We start from the raw sequence: 17,053 nt of genomic DNA, 5'->3' as shown, positions 1-17,053 counted from the left end.
GTGCACCACTTCCATTCACAGGGGCCCAGTGGTAGACGTGCGCAGGCCCCCGGCTCCTGCGCCGCCGGACAGCCTTCGAACAGGCGCCGGGCGGCGTTCCCACGACGGTAGGATGCTCATGGCGCCGTCTTCAGGAAAGGACCACCTCCAGGATCATGACGAACACGCAGCCGGCCGGGGCCGCAGGCAATGCCGCGGAGCAGCAGACCTCGCCACGGGACCTCACGCAGGACACCTCGAAGAGGGTGAAGGAGACGGTCGAGTTCGCCGCCGCGAACCCGGAGGTCGAGCAGCCGTATGCGGAGCTGGGCCTCAAACACGACGAGTACCTGCGCATCCGCGAGGTGCTGGGCCGCCGCCCCACCTCCGCGGAGCTCGCCATGTACTCCGTCATGTGGTCGGAGCACTGCTCCTACAAGTCCTCCAAGGTGCACCTCAAGAAGTTCGGCGAGAACGTCACGGAGGAGATGCGGAAGAACCTGCTCGTGGGGATCGGCGAGAACGCGGGCGTGGTGGACATCGGCGACGGCTGGGCCGTGACCTTCAAGGTGGAGAGCCACAACCACCCCAGCTATGTGGAGCCCTACCAGGGTGCGGCCACCGGTGTGGGCGGGATCGTCCGCGACATCATCTCGATGGGCGCACGCCCGGTCGCGGTCATGGACCAGCTGCGGTTCGGTGCGATCGACGACCCGGACACGGCGCGCGTGGTGCACGGCGTGGTCTCCGGCATCGCCGGCTACGGCAACAGCCTCGGCCTGCCCAATGTGGGCGGCGAGACGGTCTTCGACGCCGTCTACCAGGGCAACCCGCTGGTCAACGCCCTCGCCGTGGGCGTGATGAAGCACGAGGACATCCGCCTGGCCAACGCCTCGGGCGCAGGCAACAAGGTCGTGCTCTTCGGTGCGCGCACGGGCGGCGACGGGATCGGCGGCGCCTCCATCCTGGCCTCGGAGTCCTTCGACGACGCGAAGCCCTCCAAGCGTCCCTCCGTGCAGGTGGGCGACCCGTTCGCGGAGAAGGTGCTCATCGAGTGCTGCCTGGAGCTGTTCGGCGCCGGCACCGTCGAGGGCATCCAGGACCTGGGCGCGGCCGGCATCAGCTGCGCCACCTCGGAGCTGGCCTCCAACGGCGACGGCGGCATGCACATCGCGCTGGACGACGTGCTGCTGCGCGATCCCTCCCTCACCCCGGAGGAGATCCTCATGTCCGAGTCGCAGGAGCGCATGATGGCCGTGGTGCGGCCGGAGAAGCTGGACGAGTTCCTGGCCATCGTGAACAAGTGGGAGGTGGAGACGAGCGTCCTGGGCGAGGTGACGGACACCGGTCGCCTCGTCATCGAGTGGCACGGCGACGTGATCGTCGACGTCCCGCCGCGCTCCGTCGCCCACGACGGCCCGGTCTACGAACGGCCCATGCAGAAGGCCTCCTGGACGGAGTCCACACAGGCCAACACGGTGGAGGCCGCAGGACTCGCCACGCCGCAGACGGCCGAGGAGCTCCGGCAGACCGTCCTGGACGTGGCCGCCTCCCCCAACCTCTGCTCGAAGCAGTGGATCACCCAGCAGTACGACCGCTACGTGCAGGGCAACACCGCACTGGCGTTCCCGGACGACGCCGGCGTCATCCGCGTCGACGAGCAGACCGGCCGCGGCATCGCCCTGGCCACGGACGCCAACGGCCGCTACTGCTACCTGGACCCCGCGCAGGGCGCCAAGCTGGCGCTCGCGGAGTCCTACCGCAACGTCGCCACGAGCGGCGCGCGCCCCCTGGCCGTCACGGACTGCCTGAACTTCGGCTCCCCGGAGGACCCGGAGATCATGTGGCAGTTCGCGCAGACGGTGGAGGGCCTCGCGGAGGCGTGCGTGGACTTCTCCGTGCCCGTCACCGGCGGCAACGTCTCCATGTACAACCAGACGGGCGGCACCGCCATCCATCCCACACCGGTGGTGGGCGTCATGGGGGTGTTCGACGACGTCACCCGCGCCACGCCGTCCGGCTGGCGCGAGTCCGGCCAGACGATCTACCTGCTGGGCACCACGGAGGCGGAGCTGGACGGTTCCGCCTGGGCGCAGACCGCGCACGATCACCTGGGCGGTGTGCCTCCGCGGTACAGGCCCGAGGCGGAGAAGGAGCTCGCGGACATCCTCATCAACGCCTCCCGGGACGGCATGATCGACGCCGCGCACGACCTCTCCGAGGGCGGGCTCGCGCAGGCGCTCGTGGAGAGCACCCTGCGCTGGGGCGTGGGCGCACGCGTGTGGCTCACGGCGCTCCAGGAGCGCGACGGCGTGGATGCCTTCACCGCACTGTTCTCCGAGTCCACGGCGCGCGCGATCGTGGCGGTCCCCCGCAGCGAGGAGGTGCGCTTCTCGGACATGTGCACCGCGCGCGGATTCCCGTTCGTGCGCATCGGCATGACGGACGCCGCGGGTGAGCAGCTGGAAATCGTGGACGAGTTCACGCTCGGCCTCGACGAGCTGCGGCAGGCGCACGAGGGGACGATGCCCGCGCACTTCGGCGGAGAGTCCCTGGTGGAGGCGCAGAGCTGACCTGCTGAGGACCTGACCGCCGCCGAGGCCGGGCCGGTGCCGTGCGCACCCGCCCGGCCTCGTCCGTCCGCGCTCTGCACACACCGGAGCGCACCCCGGCCCTGTTAGCCTCAGCGGTGCGGGCACGGCCGGAGAATGACTCTAGAATGGAACGGTCGCCGGGCGGTGCCCCGCGCATCCCGACGGCCCTTCGGTGTCCCGCCGTCCGTCGTTCGTCTGCGAGGAGTGAGAATGCGTCTGAGTGTGATCGGCTGCGGCTACCTGGGTGCCGTCCATGCCGCGGCGATGGCCTCGATCGGTCACGAAGTCGTCGGCGTGGACGTCGACGAGCAGAAGGTCTCCTCGCTCTCACGCGGCGAGGCGCCGTTCTTCGAGCCCGGGCTCCAGGACATCCTCTCCGAGGGGATCGCCTCCGGCCGCCTCACCTTCACCACGGACATCTCGGCCGCCACCGGCGCAGCGGTCCATTTCATAGGTGTGGGCACACCGCAGCAGGCCGACGGCTACGCCGCGGACCTCACCTACGTGCATGCGGCCGTGGGTGCACTCCTCCCCCACCTCCGCCCCGGAGACGTCGTCGCGGGCAAGTCGACCGTCCCGGTCGGCACTGCGGCTGAACTCGCCGAACGCGTCGAGCCCACCGGTGCCACGCTGGTCTGGAACCCCGAGTTCCTCCGCGAGGGCTGGGCCGTGAAGGACACCGTCGACCCGGACCGCCTGGTGGTCGGGGTCCCGGCGGGCCGGGCGGGCGCGGACGCCGCGCAGGTCCTGCGAGAGGTGTTCCACCCCGCCGTCGCGAAGGGCACCCCCTTCCTCGTCACGGACTACGCCACCGCGGAACTCGTCAAGGTCTCCGCGAACGCGTTCCTCGCCACCAAGATCTCGTTCATCAACGCGATGGCGGAGATCGCGGAGGCCACCGGCGCGGACGTCACGCAGCTCGCAGATGCCATCGGCCACGACGAAAGGATCGGCCGGAAGTTCCTGGGCGCCGGGATCGGGTTCGGCGGAGGCTGCCTGCCCAAGGACATCCGCGCGTTCTCCGCGCGTGCGGAGGAGCTGGGCCGCGGCGAGTCCGTGGGCTTCCTGCGCGAGGTCGACGCCATCAACCTCCGGCGCCGCGAGCGGGCGGCGCAGCTGGTGGTCGAGGCCCTGGGCGGGGAACCCCACGGCAGGAAGGTCGCCGTGCTCGGGGCGGCCTTCAAACCCCACAGCGACGACGTCAGGGACTCGCCCGCGCTGGATGTGGCCGTGCGCCTGCACGGTCTGGGCGCGGATGTGGTCGTCACGGATCCCCAGGCGCTCGAGAACGCCCGCCGAGTGCACCCGCACCTCGCCTATGCGGAGAGCCTGGACGATGCCCTCCGCGACGCGGAGGCGGTCCTGGTCGTCACGGAGTGGGACGAATACCGCCGCGAGCTCACCCCCGAGCACGCGGCCTCGCTCGCCCGTGGCCGGGCCGTGATCGACGCGCGCAACTGCCTGGATCAGGAGAAGTGGCGCGCGGCCGGCTGGACCTACACCGGCATGGGGCGGCCGTGAACGGCCGCTTCTGACCGCAGATCGGTCAATGCGGCACTCGTGGGAACGCGCCGCTAGCATGAAAGCGAACCGCATCGTCGGCACTGCAAGAGGAGACCCCCAGCGTGGAGCTCACTGACTACTGGAAGATCGTGCGCGCCCATTGGCTCGCCATGGTCGCGATCACCTGCGCTGGGGCCGTACTCGGGCTGGGGTGGGCGCTCATCCAGCCCAAGGAGTACACCGCTGACGCGAGCGGCATCGTGTCCGCGGGCGTCAGCAGCGACCTGGGCACTGCGATGGCCGGTGAGAACTATGCGAAATCACGTGTCGTCTCCTACCTGGACCTGGCGGAGTCCCGCGCGGTCGCGGAATCGGTGGTGCAGGAGCTCGGACTGACCGAGAGCCCGGAGTCGCTCATCGGCCAGGTCACGGTCACGAACCCGGCGGACACCGCGACCATCCGCGTGTCCGCGAGGGCGGACACTCCGGAGAACGCACGCGATCTCGCCGAAGCCTGGGTGGGAGCCATCGGCGACCAGGTCACCGAAGTGGAGAACGCGAACGCGACGGAGGGCGAGCAGTCGATCGTCACCTTCCAGTCCCTCGACTCCGCGAAGCTCCCCACGTCCCCCTCGTCGCCGAACACCAAACTCGCGGTGGGGATCGGAGCGCTGGCAGGACTGGTCGCAGCGATCGGCTATGCGCTGCTCAGGAACATCTTCGACCGGCGCATCCGATCGACGGCCGAGGTGGAGAGCCAGACGGATCACGCCGTGATCGGCACCATCCCGCTGCACCAGGGATTCACCGCTGAAAACCGGATCATCACGAGTTCCGGCGGCAACGACCGAGACGCCCGCAGCAGTGACGAGTATGCCGTCGCGGAGGCGATCCGGGAGCTGCGGACGAACCTGCAGTTCATGAACATCGACAACCCTCCCCGCTCGATCGTCGTCACGAGTTCGCTCCCCGGAGAGGGCAAATCGACTGTCACCGCCAACCTCGCGGCCACCATCGCGGCCTCCGGACGCCGGGTGGTGGTCATCGACGGCGACCTCCGCAGGCCGATGGTCGCCAAGACGTTCGGCCTCCTCCCCGGCATCGGGCTCACGGACGTGCTCATCGGGGAGGCCCAGCTGAGCGACGTCATGCAGCCGTGGGGCGACACCGGCAACCTCTTCGTCCTCGGCGCGGGGAAGGTGCCGCCGAACCCCAGCGAACTGCTCGGCTCCAACGTCCTCCACGAACTCATCACCGAACTCACCGCCCACGCAGTGGTGCTGATCGACGCACCGCCGCTCCTCCCGGTGACGGATGCCGCCATTCTGACGGCCCGCACCGACGGCGCCATCATCATCGCGAGGGCCCGCAAGACCACCTATGACGCCCTGAAGGCTGCGCTGCGGAGCCTGGACAGGGTCCACGGCCGCGCTCTGGGAATCATCCTCAACGGCGTTCCCATGAAGGGAGCGAAGGCCGACGGGTACGGCTACCAATACCGCGCCTACTACGGCAAGGCACAGGAGCAGCCCGCTGCCGCAGAGGGCGCGCCCCGGCATGCCGCTGCCGGAGACGCGCCCCAGACCCGTCGTGCCATGCGTGCGTCACGATGAGCCGCCGGGCGCATCGGCCGGCCCCGCCGCTGGGGATACTGACCGTCTGCACCGGCAACATCTGCCGGTCACCGCTGGCGGAGCAGCTGCTCCGCCGATCCCTCGCCGGCGATCGTCGCTACGAGCTCGGCAGCGCCGGTCTCCGCGCGGTCACCGGCGCTCCGATGGACCCGCTGGCCGCCGCACAGCTCCGAGCGCACGGAGGGGAGCCGGAAGGCCTGCTGGGTGAGCAGCTGGACGACGTGCGGGTCGACACCGCCGATCTCCTCCTCACCATGACCCGCGGGCAGAGGGATCATCTGATCTCACGCTATCCGCGGGCCGCCCAGCGCACCTTCACTCTCGCCGAGTTCGCCGCACTGGTTCCCCATGCCGTGCAGACCGGCACGGGTGTGGCGGCACCGGCGGGGGTGCCGGAGGCCCGCCCGGTCGTGGAAGCCGCGGCACGCAACCGCTTCGCCGCGCGGCTCTCCGACGCAGACGACGTGCCCGATCCCATCGATGCCTCACCGGACGTGCACGCAGCGGTGGCTGCGCAGATCGCCGGCCTCGTCGCCACCGTCGCGGACGCCCTGCGCAGCCTTCCGCACCGCTCCTGATCCTCAGCGGTCCGCGAGATACACCTCGAGCGCACGAAGCGCAGGGCGCGGCCGGAAACCGGTCCGCTCGATCTTCTGCAGATCGAGCACGCTGTTGGCCGGGCGCGGCGCGGCCTGCTTGCCGGCGAAGTACTCTGCCGCCGTCACCCCGGTCACGCGCGCGGGATCGTGTCCGGTGAGACCGAACACCCGCGCGGCGACCTCGGCCCAGGACATCGGCTCCCCGCCGCAGGTCACGTTGTACGTGCCGTATTCCGGACGCACAGCGAGCAGATGCGCGATGGCAGCGGCCAGATCCTCCGCGAAGGTCAGACGGCCCCGCTGGTCGCAGACCACCTCGGGATCGACACCGCGCGCAGCGAGAGATGCCATGGTGCGGACAAAGTTCGCGCCGTCCCCCACGACCCAGCTGGTGCGGAGGATGTAGTGCCGCCCGGCCGCGGCGGCGGCCAGGTCGCCGGCTGCCTTGCTCTGGCCGTATGCGCTCAGGGGACACAGGGCGGCGTCCTCCGTGTACGCGCCGGGACGGCGTCCGTCGAACACATAGTCACTGGAGACGTGTACGAGCGTGAGGGCATGGGCACGCGCGATCCGCGCGAGATCGGCGACGGCTGCGGCATTGACTCCCCAGGCGGCGGCTCTGCCCTCGGCCGACTCGGCCTCGTCGACCCTCGTATAGGCGGCGGCGTTGATGACGGTCGCGTACCTCGTCCACTCGACGCGCTCGAGACTGCGGCGGTCGGTGATGTCGATGAGCGAACGATCCGCATGGTCCGCGTTCGGGAACACGGACCGGAGAGCCTTTCCGAGCTGACCGCCCGCTCCCAGGACCAGCGTCTGCTTGGGAGGCATCGGAGTCACCTCGGCCAGCCGCGGATGCGCTCTGTCCTTCTCGGAGAGCACCGCCCGCTCGAGCGGGATGGGCCAGGGGACGGCCACGGTCTCGTCGGCGAGGTTGAGGAACGTGTAATCGCTCTGTGCCGATTCGCTCCAGTGGTCATTCACCAGGTACGAATACGCGGTGCCCTCGTCGAGCGCCTGGAAGGCGTTCCCGACTCCCCGCGGGACGAAGACCGCGGTCTCCGGCCCCATCTCGGTGTGGAAGACGCGGCCGAAGCTCGGCCCCTCGCGCAGGTCCACCCATGCGCCGAAGACCCTGCCGGACGCGACGGAGACGAACTTGTCCCAGGGCTCCGCATGGATGCCTCGGGTCGTCCCCGGTTCGGCGTTGAACGAGACGTTGTTCTGCACCGGTGCGAAGTCGGGCAGACCGAGCGCCGTCATCTTCGCCCGCTGCCAGTTCTCCTTGAACCAGCCGCGCGCGTCACCGTGCACCGGGAGGTCGACGACGAGGAGGCCCGGGACAGGGGTCTCACGCACCGCGAGGGGCAGAGGCGCCATCGTCACTGGCCCCGCTTCCGGTAGTCCGCTTCCGTCCTCGCCTTCTGCGGCCGCCACCAGTCCTCGTTCGACCGGTACCAGGCGATCGTCTCCTCCAGACCGCGTTCGAAGTCCCGGAACTGCGGCGTCCACCCGAGCTCCGACCGGAGCTTCGCCGAGTCGATCGCGTAGCGACGATCGTGGCCGGGCCTGTCCGCGACGTGGTCGAAGCCGTCCTCGGGCATCCCCATCTTCCTGAGTATCAGGGCGAGGACGTCCCGGTTGCTCAGCTCTCCGTCCGCCCCGATCAGGTAGGTCTCGCCGATCCGGCCGCGCTCCAGGATCGCCAGGACGGCCGAGGAGTGATCCTCCGCATGGATCCAGTCCCGCACGTTCGCGCCGGCGCCGTACAGCTTGGGCCGCAGTCCGTCGAGCAGGTTCGTGATCTGTCTGGGGATGAACTTCTCCACGTGCTGCCGCGGGCCGTAGTTGTTCGAGCAGTTGGAGATCGTGGCACGGACGCCGAAAGAACGGACCCAGGCCCTCACCAGGAGATCCGAGGCCCCCTTCGTGGCGGAGTAGGGCGACGAGGGATTGTAGGGCGTGCTCTCGGTGAATCGCGCGGGATCGTCGATCTCGAGATCGCCGTAGACCTCATCCGTGGAGATGTGGTGATAGCGGACATCGTGACGTCTGGCGGCCTCGAGCAGCGTGTAAGTGCCGATCACGTTCGTGTCGAGGAACGGACGCGGATCCTGCAGCGAGTTGTCGTTGTGCGACTCTGCGGCATAGTGCACCACCGCGTCCGTCTCCCGGAAGAGCTGCTCGACCAGACCGGCATCGGCGACATCGCCGCGGACGAGGCGCACGCGCCCCACCGGCAGGCCGTCCAGGGAGGAGGCATTCCCCGCGTAGGTGAGCTTGTCGAGCACAGTGACGTGCGCATCGGTGTGCGCCACCAGATGATGCACGAAGTTGGAGCCGATGAAGCCGGCTCCCCCGGTGACCAGAATCCTGCTTCCCATATCGCCCTTCAGCCGCTGAGCAGACCGCAGGCCCCGCGCCGGCCGGCCGTCAGGACCGCCCTCCAGTCTACCTGCAAACATACGAAAGACGGGGCGTATATGGCATACGATGGACTCGTGAAGGGGATAATTCTCGCGGGTGGCTCAGGAACCCGCCTCTGGCCGATCACCAGGGGCATCTCGAAGCAGCTGATGCCGGTCTACGACAAGCCCATGGTCTACTACCCGATGTCGACGCTCATGATGGCCGGCATCCGCGAGATCCTCGTCATCACCACACCGGAGCACCGCGAGCAGTTCCGCGGACTGCTGGGCGACGGCGAGCAGCTCGGCATGCGCCTCGAGTACCGGACGCAGGAGGCACCGCGCGGTCTCGCGGAGGCGTTCCTCATCGGCGAGAGCTTCATCGCCGGCGAGAGGTCGGCGCTGGTCCTGGGCGACAACATCTTCCACGGCACCGGCCTGGGCAGCAGCCTCAGGCAGCACACCTGCGCCGAGGGCTCGGTGATCTTCGCCTATCAGGTGTCGAACCCGCAGGCCTACGGCGTCGTGGAGTTCGACGGACAGATGCGAGCGGTGTCCATCGAGGAGAAGCCCGCGGTGCCCAAGAGCAGCTACGCCGTTCCCGGCCTGTACTTCTACGACTCCGACGTCGTCGAGATCGCCAGGGGCGTGCGCCCCAGCAGGCGGGGCGAGCTCGAGATCTCGAGCATCAATGAGCGCTATCTGGAGGCCGGGCGCCTCCACGTGCAGCCGCTGGACCGCGGCACCGCGTGGCTGGACACCGGAACGGTCGAGTCCATGATGCAGGCCTCCGAGTACGTCCGGGTGATCGAGGAGCGCCAGGGATTCAAGATCGGCTGCATCGAGGAGATCGCGTGGCGGAACGGCTGGATCTCCGACAGGGAGCTCGCCGACCTCGCCGCACCCCTCCGCAGGAGCGGATACGGCGCGTACCTCGAACGTCTGCTGGCCGCCTGAGAGGCTGGGGCACGATGACCGCATGGATCGCCGTCTCCTACGGCGCGCTCGACGTCTCCGCTCGATCGGACTTCGGCGACGCGGAGATCCTCGTCACTCCCACCGTCCCCGGAGTTCCGCTCGCTCTGCCGGCCGGAGGCGCGGCGCTCTGGCGGAGGCTCGCAGAGCACCCGGTGGAGGCAGCGGGCCTCGATGAGGACGAACGCACGATCGTCGAGGAGATGTGCGAGAGCGGTCTCGCCTCCACCGATCTGCACCATCCCGCCAGGCAGACCTCGATCCCTGCGCCGTGGCTCTCCTCGCCCCTCCACGAGCTCGTCTACGCACTCGTGGCCTCTCTCGCCTCCGCCCGGGACATCCCGCTCGTCTTCGTGAAGGGCCCCGTCCTCCATGCACAGGGTCTGCGCAGCCGCAGACATTCCGCCGATGTCGACGCGTGGGTCGCGCCGGACCGGCTCACCGAACTGGCCTCGCTGCTGAAGCCGTGGGGGTGGGGGCCGATGGCCGACGTCTGGGAGCACTCCGTCATCAACCACTCGGTCACGCTGGTGCCCCGTGCGGGATGGGGGTGTGAGATCGATCTGCATCGTCGCCTGCCGGGGCTCGCCCTCTCCGATGAGGAGGCATTCGCCGCCGTGTGTGCGCGCGGAGAGCACGTGGAGTTCGCGGGGGTGGACGCACAGGCGCCCGAGCGCGCCGCGCATGCGGTGCTCTCCGCCCTGCACATCGTCCGGCCCGCGATCGGCAAGGTCGTCTCCTCCGCGGCAGTGCCGGCCGCGACGGAGGTGCTGCGCACCGCCGGCCCGCAGACCCTCACGGCCTCCGCCGCCCTCGACGCGACGGTCGCGCTGGAAGAAGCGCTCACCTCTGCGTTCCCGGAGGCACGACTGGACACATCGGCGGCCGGGCGGCCCCGGGACTGGTATCCCCGCACCCGCCCTAACAAGGCGCTCGCCTATTGGGCGGCGCTGCGAGAGATGCCGGTCCGCGAACGACCGGGAATCGCCTTCCGCCTCATCTGGCCCTCGGCGGACGTGGCACTGGCCTCCTCCGAGAACCTCGGAGTGCGGGAGACCTCGGTCGCACGCGCGCGCCTCAGAAGGCTGTATCGCGGCGCACAGGAGGTCGTCCTCACCGCTCTGGGCCGCAAGTCCGCGCCCCCGACGGACGTGAAGCGGTGAACGGTCCCGGCTACCATGAGCGGAGCAGGATGCACCTCCGCCGCAGCGAGACGAGGCCCACGTGACGACATTGCTCATCGCCGTCGTCGGCGCCGTGGCATTCAGCGTGGTCTTCGCCTCCCGCCCGCACTTCGTGATCCTCGCCGCCATCGCTCACTTCGTGCTGGTTCCGTCCATCGCCGTGGGCACCGTCGTCCCCCTTCCGGTCCATCCGGGGCTGTTCATGGTCGCAGCCGGCGCTGCCGTGCAGTTCCTGCGCTCTCCCCGGCGGTTCCTCCAGGTCCTGAACTCCCGCCCTCTCCTGCTGTGCCTCGTCGCACTCCTCTCCGCACTCATGATCTTCATCCGCTGGTCCACGGGGCACGGGACGTCCCTGGGCGGAGTGCTCAACATCGCAGTCGGCCCGTTCCTCCTCTACGTGCTCACGCTTCTCTCCTTCACCGGGGACTCAGGGCCGCTGAGGAGCCTGCTGCGGGGCCTCGCCGTCCTGACGGCGCTCATCATCGGCCTCGCAGGGGCGCAGTACCTCACCGGCGAGGTCTACGTCTGGGAGTCCGCCTACCAGCAGCAGTGGTGGTGGGGCACCGACCACGAGATCACGCAGCCGGTCGCCACGTTCGGCCACTGGATCCCGCTCGCGGTGTTCCTCGCCGTGGTCCTGCCGCTCACCACGCTGCTGAGGAGCCGTCTCCTCTGGGTGGGCGTCATCGTGTTCAGCCTCGCCGCGGTGCTCGCGAGCGCCTCACGCGCAGGGCTGATACTGCTCGTCCTCGCCTCCGTCTTCGTCGCAGGCAGGGAGATGCGCGCAAACACGGCGCGCCGGAACATGGCGCTCCTCATTCTCGCCGTGCCCGTGGGCGCCCTCATCTTCAGCCTGGTGAGAAGCGAACTGTCCGCGACACTCTCGGACAAGGTGGAAGATGACGGCGTCTCCACGGAACTCCGCCTCCAGGCCATCGACTGGTTCTTCTCCCACTTGGGGGACTTCGTCGTCTCCCCCTACCCGGTCAGCGACCTCCTCGCCTCGGGGGTCCTCGGCTCCAGCCTCGAGAACGGGTTCTTCATCTTCGCGACCGGGTATTCGCTCCTGACCGCCCTCGCCCTCGCCGCGGTCTTCGCCGTCCTCGTCCTCAGCGTGCTGGGGTCGAAGGGCACCCACCGCTTCACCGCGGCGGTCGTCGTCCTCCTCTTCCTGGCCTCCACGGTGTTCTCCGGCTCCTTCGCCTCAGGCTCCGCCTCCGAGTACATGCTCGCGTGGATGGCCGCGGCCCTGGGGACGATCGAGTTCTCCGGGGACGGGAGGAAGGCGCGCACGGACGACGGCTCCGCACCCGAGGAGCCGCAGCCGACGGACACCTCCGAGCCGCGGCTCAGCCCGTCCCCGCGGTCCTCTGCATCCGCAGCAGCAGGGCGTCGAGCGCCGGCAGCGTCCGATCGTCGGTGAACCTGCGGGCGCGTTCGAGACCGGCCGCCCGCACCCGGCTGAGCTCCCCGGGGCTCCGCACCAGCCTCAGCAGCACGGCGGCGAGAGCCTCCGGGCTGTCCGGCTCGAACAGGAAGCCGCTCCGCCCGGATTCGATGATCTCCGCCGCTCCGCCCTGATCGGAGGCCACTGTGACCAGACCGCTCGCCATGCCCTGGACGTTGACCTGCCCGAAGGGCTCCGGGGTGACCGAGGGGCAGACGAGCACCTCGTGGTCCGCGAGCAGCGACCGCACGTCGTCGACATGGCCGAGAAAGCGGATCGGGGTCCTGAGACCTTCCGCCCGCTCCCTCAGCGTTGCGCCGTATTCGGGTTCCCCGAAGTGATCGCCCCCGGCGATCGTCACCTCGAACGTCTCGGGGACTCCTTCTGCCTCCAGGATGCGCACCGCTTCGATGAGGAGGTGGATCCCCTTCCAGGGACTCAGACGGCTGAGGGAGAGCACCGAGAGCCGCCCGGGTCGCCCCACCACCGCGTCGTTGAGAGCCTCGACCTGGCCGATGCCGGAGACGGGGTAGGCGATCGCCGTGGGACGGCGCCGCGCCACCGCGTCCGGAAGCGTCCCCGCGGTCCATCGGCTGTTCGCGATGAACTCCGCAAAGCGGACGTACCCGGTCTTCTCGAGGAATCTCCCCCGCAGCCGGCTCAGTCCCGCCGGCATCGCCTCCTGGCGCAGATAGTCCACGAGGTGGTGGCCCCGCGGAGCCGCCATGCCCAGGCTCAGTGCGGCGTTGAGACTGTTGGCGACGACGACGGAGCGCGGCCGGCGGCGCAGGAAGCGGCGCAGCTCCCGCAGGATCACGAGGCGTCGCATCGGCCCCGCCGGAGCGCTCAGCACCGTCGTGCGCACGCCTGCCTCCTCGGCGGCCTCGGCGAGGTACCCGCCCTCGAAGACGAGAAGCTCCACCTCGCACCGTCGCCGGGACCACTGCAGATATCGCGCCATCGAGAGCTGTCCGCCGCCGGTGGCGCTCGAGTGGTCGACGATCAGCACCGGCGGCGCAGCAGCGGTTCCTGACCGCGGTGCGCCGTTCTCCTCGTCACCGGGACCCGTGCTCATGCCGGCCCGCGTCCCGCCGCAGAGCGCAGAGCGCTCTCGTACACGGAGTGGGTGAGCTCTGCGGTCGTCCTCCAGGAGTACGTCTGCAGCAGAGCGGCCGCGTTCTCACGCAGGCGGGCCGAGAGCTCCTCGGAACCCACCACCTCGGCGATCGCCTCCGCCATCGCAGGCACCGAGGTGGGGTCGAAGTAGTGCGCGGCGTCCTGATAGACCTCCGGCAGGCAGGTCGCATCCGCAGCCGCGACAGGCACGCCGTAGTTCATGGCTTCCAGCCCGGGCAGGCCGAAGCCCTCGCTCAGCGAGGGGAAGACGTAGACCGCCGCATTCTCGTAGAGCCAGTCCCTCTCCGCGTCGCTGATGAATCCGGTGAACTCCACCGCTTCGTCCCCTCGTCGCTCGGATCTCTCCTTGAGCCGCATGCCTGCGGCATCCAGCCGTCCCACCAGCACCAGCCCCAGGTCGCTCCCGCGTCCGCGCAGGAGCTGGTGAGCCTGGATCAGGCGATCAATGTTCTTGTAGTCGAAGAAGTTCCCCACGTACAGTGCGTACTCCCTGAACGGAAGCTCCCTGGCCTCAGGTTCCGTGGTCTCGATCTCCGCAGCGAGCGGAGTGACGGTGAGCCTGCCCGCCGGAAGCTTCGCATAGCGCCGCGCGTCCTCTGCGGAGAACCGGCTCGGGGTGATGACCTGTGTGGCCGTCCGCAGAGCGATCCAGAATGCGGCTCGCGCCACCAGCCGCTTCGCCCGGAAGACCACGGGATTCTTGGACGTGTCCACCGTGCGGAGCAGGGTGAGATCGTGAAACGTGGTGACCTTGGCGCCTCGGTAGAGGATGGGCTGCTGCTGCATGCAGAAGTGCACGAGGTCGAACCTCCTGCGCCTGAGGTGCCGCCAGAAGGCCCACTGCTCCGCGAAGCTGAAATCCGCGTACTCCGCCTTCTCGACGGAGAAGTTGGGCGCGTGGGGCTTCCATCTGCCCAGATCCTCCGCACGGAGGAGAACGGTGTACTCGTTGTAGGAGTCGATCTCCTGCAGATGCTTCAGCAGCATCCTCGCGTACGTACCCGTCGACTTCGAGAGGATGCGCGCGTCGATCGCGATCCTCGCCGGTGCCGAGGCACGCTCCACTGTCTCCCTCACCTGCTGACCGCCCTCCCTGGTCTACTTGCGTCCGTGGTCACGCGGCTGCGCACACACCGCGGCGTAGATCTGTTCGAGGCCCCGGGTCCGCGTCCGCACATCGAATTCCCTCTCGATCCTGGCACGGCCAGCCTCCCCGAGCTCTCTCGCCCGTCCCTCGTCCTCGAGAAGCGCGCCGATGTGCGCAGTGAGTCCTGCGCGGTCCCCTTCAGCGGCCAGCAGGCCGGTCCTCCCGTCCGCCACCGCCTCCGGCACACCGCCGTGGGCATAGGCCACGACCGGCAGGCCCTCCGCGGCCGCTTCGAGATAGACCATCCCGAATCCCTCCGCGGCGCCGTCCGGTGCGGTCCTCGACGGTGCGCAGAAGATGCGGGAGCGCCTGAGCACACTGCGGACATCCGCAGGGGAGAGCCGACCGAGGAATTCGATCTCGGCCGCCGATTCCGCGGCCTGCCGTTCCAGCTCCCCTCGCAGCGGACCGTCTCCGACCACGGCGACGCGCACCGGCCTCCCCTGGGCGGCGAGCGTGCCGACCGCGGCCACGAGGTCCTGCACCCCCTTCACCTCGACCAGGCGCCCGACGAAGACCACGTCCCATTCGGGCTCAAGGCGCGAAGGCGGGCGATCGTCGGGAAGAGGGATGCCTATCGGCTGCACGACGACACTGTCGGGGGCGGCACCCAGCTCTACCGCCTTGCGCGCCGTGAATTCCGACACCGCGACGACACGCGCCGCTCTGCGAAGCATCCGACGCGCACGGCGACGGTAGCGGATGCCGCGCAGGCCGGGCGTGCGCGGCGCCGCCGTCACGTCGTGGCCGTGCACCGTCACGACGAGAGGCACTCCCGCACGCGCGCAGGCGCGGGAGGCGACCACGGCTTCGGGGACGAAGTGCGCGTGGAGGACATCGGGCCGATTCGCCCGGAGATACCTCTCCAGGTGCCAGGACCAGCCGATGAGACTCGCGAGCCGGAGCCAGAGGCGCCTGAAGCGGGCACGGCGCAGGAGGAGGACATCGGTCTCCCGGGCCAGCGGGGAGGGCTCCCCCACCAGACCGAGGGAGACGGGCGTCCACTCGCTGAGCGCATCCTGCTGGTTGCGCACGAACGTCTCGGACGCAGGAAGCCAGGAGCGCTTCCACACGGCAACCGTCCCGGCCATGCCCGTCCTCCCGTTCATCCCGGAACGACCTTTCGGATCTGCTCTCTCGCCGCTGCGAGATCCTGCATGCCGATCCGGAGGAAGTCACGGCTGGGGATGGAGAAGTGCTTCTGCAGCCAGACGAGGTTCAGCCCGCCGGCGACGACATTGCCCACGAGCGTGGCGATCGCCGCTCCGACCGCGCCGAGCGGAGGCGCCAGCACGAAGAGCACCGAGACGCTGCTGATGCAGGCGATCAGCAGCGACCAGCTCCGCAGACCGGGCCGCCCGCGCGAGCTCAGTCCCACTCCCGCGACGGATCCCGGATTGCCGAGCACGGTGCCGACCAGCAGGATGACGAGCACCGGCAGAGCCGCGGAGAACTCCTCGCCGAAGAGCACCGGCAGCATCCAGATGCTCACCACCCCCACCCCCAGCGCGGTGGCCGCGGTGAGCATCGTGGATATCCGTGAGGCGCCTGCCAGTCGCGCAGCCTGAGGATCGGCCGACTCCGCACGGAACATCACGTCTCGGATCGCGTTGTTGAATACGAGAACCAGGTCGCCCACCTGCACGGCGACGACGTAGAGCCCGACCTCGCGCACATCGGACAGGGGCAGCAGCAGGAGCTGGTCGACGCGTGAGAGCAGGATCCCCGCGATCGCGCCGAACCACACGCGGCTTCCGTAGCCGAGAAGCCCGCGTGGGCTGCGCGGCCCCCCTCTCCCCTGCGGGACGCCTGCGCCGTCCTTCCCTGCGGCCTCGCGTAAGCGATGGGCATCGGCGTCGCGACGTGCTCTGGCGATGACCGGAAGATAGGCGAACACCCCCAGCAGCGTCGTCGCCGACATCAGAAGGGTCGCCGTGAACACCGTGAGCTGACCGGTGGCCGCCAGGCACACCGCCAGCACCAGCCGGGCGACCGCCCCGATCGTCCTCTCCCAGGCGACGAGGCCCCAGGCGTCCAGCCCCTGCGCGACGCCGCGCACCAGCGAGAGCAGGAGCGCGGGCACCAGCATGGCGACGGCGACGGGGATGAGGGAGGCCACCACCTCGGAACCGTTCGCCAGCACATCGGCGAGCAGGACGAAGCCGGCGGCCGCCAGCAGCCCGATCACGAGCACGGCGACCGAGGCGCGCAGCAGCATCGCACCGATGGGCCGTACCCCGCGGGAGACGTAGTAGGTCAGGGCCTCCGGCAGACCCATCGTGAACAGCGAGAGTCCGAGGGTGAAGGGGGCGACGGCCGCTCCGACAGCGCCGCGTCCCTCGACGCCCAAGGTCTGCGCAAGGATCGGAGCGGTGAAGAACGCCGCGAGAGGGACCACCGCATTGCCGAGCATCGTGATGCTCACGTGTCTGGTGAGGCTGGCCAC

At 69.5% G+C, this 17,053-nt stretch carries 13 protein-coding genes; 7 read left to right on the top strand and 6 right to left on the bottom strand.

The features are described from left to right. Positions 1-155: 155 nt before the first annotated feature. From purL to ABD240_RS08810, 4 genes are all read left to right on the top strand, one after another. Positions 156-2,552 (top strand): phosphoribosylformylglycinamidine synthase subunit PurL, encoded by a 2,397-nt coding sequence (purL, locus tag ABD240_RS08825; RefSeq protein WP_344336905.1) that lies wholly within the window; start codon positions 156-158, stop codon positions 2,550-2,552. Positions 2,553-2,783: 231 nt separating this feature from the next. Continuing rightward, on the top strand, positions 2,784-4,094 hold the full coding sequence (locus tag ABD240_RS08820; RefSeq protein ID WP_291798294.1) for a UDP-glucose dehydrogenase family protein: 1,311 nt from the start codon (positions 2,784-2,786) through the stop codon (positions 4,092-4,094). A gap of 104 nt (positions 4,095-4,198) precedes the next feature. Beyond that, positions 4,199-5,689, top strand: coding sequence for a tyrosine-protein kinase domain-containing protein (locus ABD240_RS08815; RefSeq protein WP_344336904.1), 1,491 nt, complete (start codon positions 4,199-4,201; stop codon positions 5,687-5,689). Then, the gene (locus tag ABD240_RS08810; protein ID WP_344336903.1) at positions 5,686-6,288 is read left to right on the top strand and encodes an arsenate reductase/protein-tyrosine-phosphatase family protein; all 603 of its coding nucleotides are present in this window, start codon (positions 5,686-5,688) and stop codon (positions 6,286-6,288) included. The genes ABD240_RS08815 and ABD240_RS08810 overlap by 4 nt, the downstream gene beginning before the upstream one ends. Before the next feature lie 3 nt (positions 6,289-6,291). On the opposite strand, the gene ABD240_RS08805 is transcribed toward ABD240_RS08810, so the two are convergent. Together ABD240_RS08805 and rfbB are read right to left on the bottom strand one after the other, a co-directional pair. Further along, the gene (locus ABD240_RS08805) at positions 6,292-7,689 is read right to left on the bottom strand and encodes a sugar nucleotide-binding protein (protein ID WP_344336948.1); all 1,398 of its coding nucleotides are present in this window, start codon (positions 7,687-7,689) and stop codon (positions 6,292-6,294) included. A gap of 2 nt (positions 7,690-7,691) precedes the next feature. Next, positions 7,692-8,693 carry a dTDP-glucose 4,6-dehydratase gene (gene rfbB, locus ABD240_RS08800; protein WP_291798310.1) on the bottom strand — a complete coding sequence of 334 codons (1,002 nt, stop codon included), beginning with the start codon at positions 8,691-8,693 and terminating at the stop codon, positions 7,692-7,694. A gap of 117 nt (positions 8,694-8,810) precedes the next feature. Here rfbB and rfbA point away from each other — a divergent pair, with 117 nt between their 5' ends. The 3 genes from rfbA (at position 8,811) to ABD240_RS08785 (ending at position 12,299) form a co-directional block, all read left to right on the top strand. After that, positions 8,811-9,674: a glucose-1-phosphate thymidylyltransferase RfbA gene (gene rfbA, locus ABD240_RS08795; RefSeq protein ID WP_291798312.1), complete on the top strand. Its 864-nt coding sequence runs from the start codon at positions 8,811-8,813 to the stop codon at positions 9,672-9,674. Between the two features lie 14 nt (positions 9,675-9,688). Beyond that, a complete protein-coding gene (locus tag ABD240_RS08790) occupies positions 9,689-10,855 on the top strand; it encodes a nucleotidyltransferase family protein (RefSeq protein ID WP_291798315.1) in 1,167 nt (388 codons plus the stop codon). Between the two features lie 61 nt (positions 10,856-10,916). After that, positions 10,917-12,299, top strand: coding sequence for a hypothetical protein (locus ABD240_RS08785; RefSeq protein WP_344336902.1), 1,383 nt, complete (start codon positions 10,917-10,919; stop codon positions 12,297-12,299). On the opposite strand, the gene ABD240_RS08780 is transcribed toward ABD240_RS08785, so the two are convergent. From ABD240_RS08780 to ABD240_RS08765, 4 genes are read right to left on the bottom strand one after another with little or no spacing between them, the layout of a single operon-like run. Further along, positions 12,226-13,398: a glycosyltransferase family 4 protein gene (locus ABD240_RS08780; protein WP_344336901.1), complete on the bottom strand. Its 1,173-nt coding sequence runs from the start codon at positions 13,396-13,398 to the stop codon at positions 12,226-12,228. The genes ABD240_RS08785 and ABD240_RS08780 overlap by 74 nt on opposite strands. Continuing rightward, complete coding sequence (locus tag ABD240_RS08775; protein WP_344336900.1) at positions 13,395-14,537, bottom strand: glycosyltransferase family 4 protein; 1,143 nt, start codon at positions 14,535-14,537, stop codon at positions 13,395-13,397. The genes ABD240_RS08780 and ABD240_RS08775 overlap by 4 nt, the downstream gene beginning before the upstream one ends. 21 nt (positions 14,538-14,558) lie before the next feature. Then, complete coding sequence (locus ABD240_RS08770) at positions 14,559-15,698, bottom strand: glycosyltransferase (protein WP_344336899.1); 1,140 nt, start codon at positions 15,696-15,698, stop codon at positions 14,559-14,561. A gap of 14 nt (positions 15,699-15,712) precedes the next feature. Further along, on the bottom strand, positions 15,713-17,032 hold the full coding sequence (locus ABD240_RS08765) for an oligosaccharide flippase family protein (RefSeq protein ID WP_291798329.1): 1,320 nt from the start codon (positions 17,030-17,032) through the stop codon (positions 15,713-15,715). Positions 17,033-17,053 lie beyond the last annotated feature (21 nt).

It is taken from the genome of Brevibacterium salitolerans (assembly GCF_039531405.1).
Classification (GTDB): Bacteria; Actinomycetota; Actinomycetes; order Actinomycetales; family Brevibacteriaceae; genus Brevibacterium; species Brevibacterium salitolerans.
Note: the sequence above shows the minus strand (reverse complement) of the source record. Positions and strands in the feature narration are given on the sequence as shown.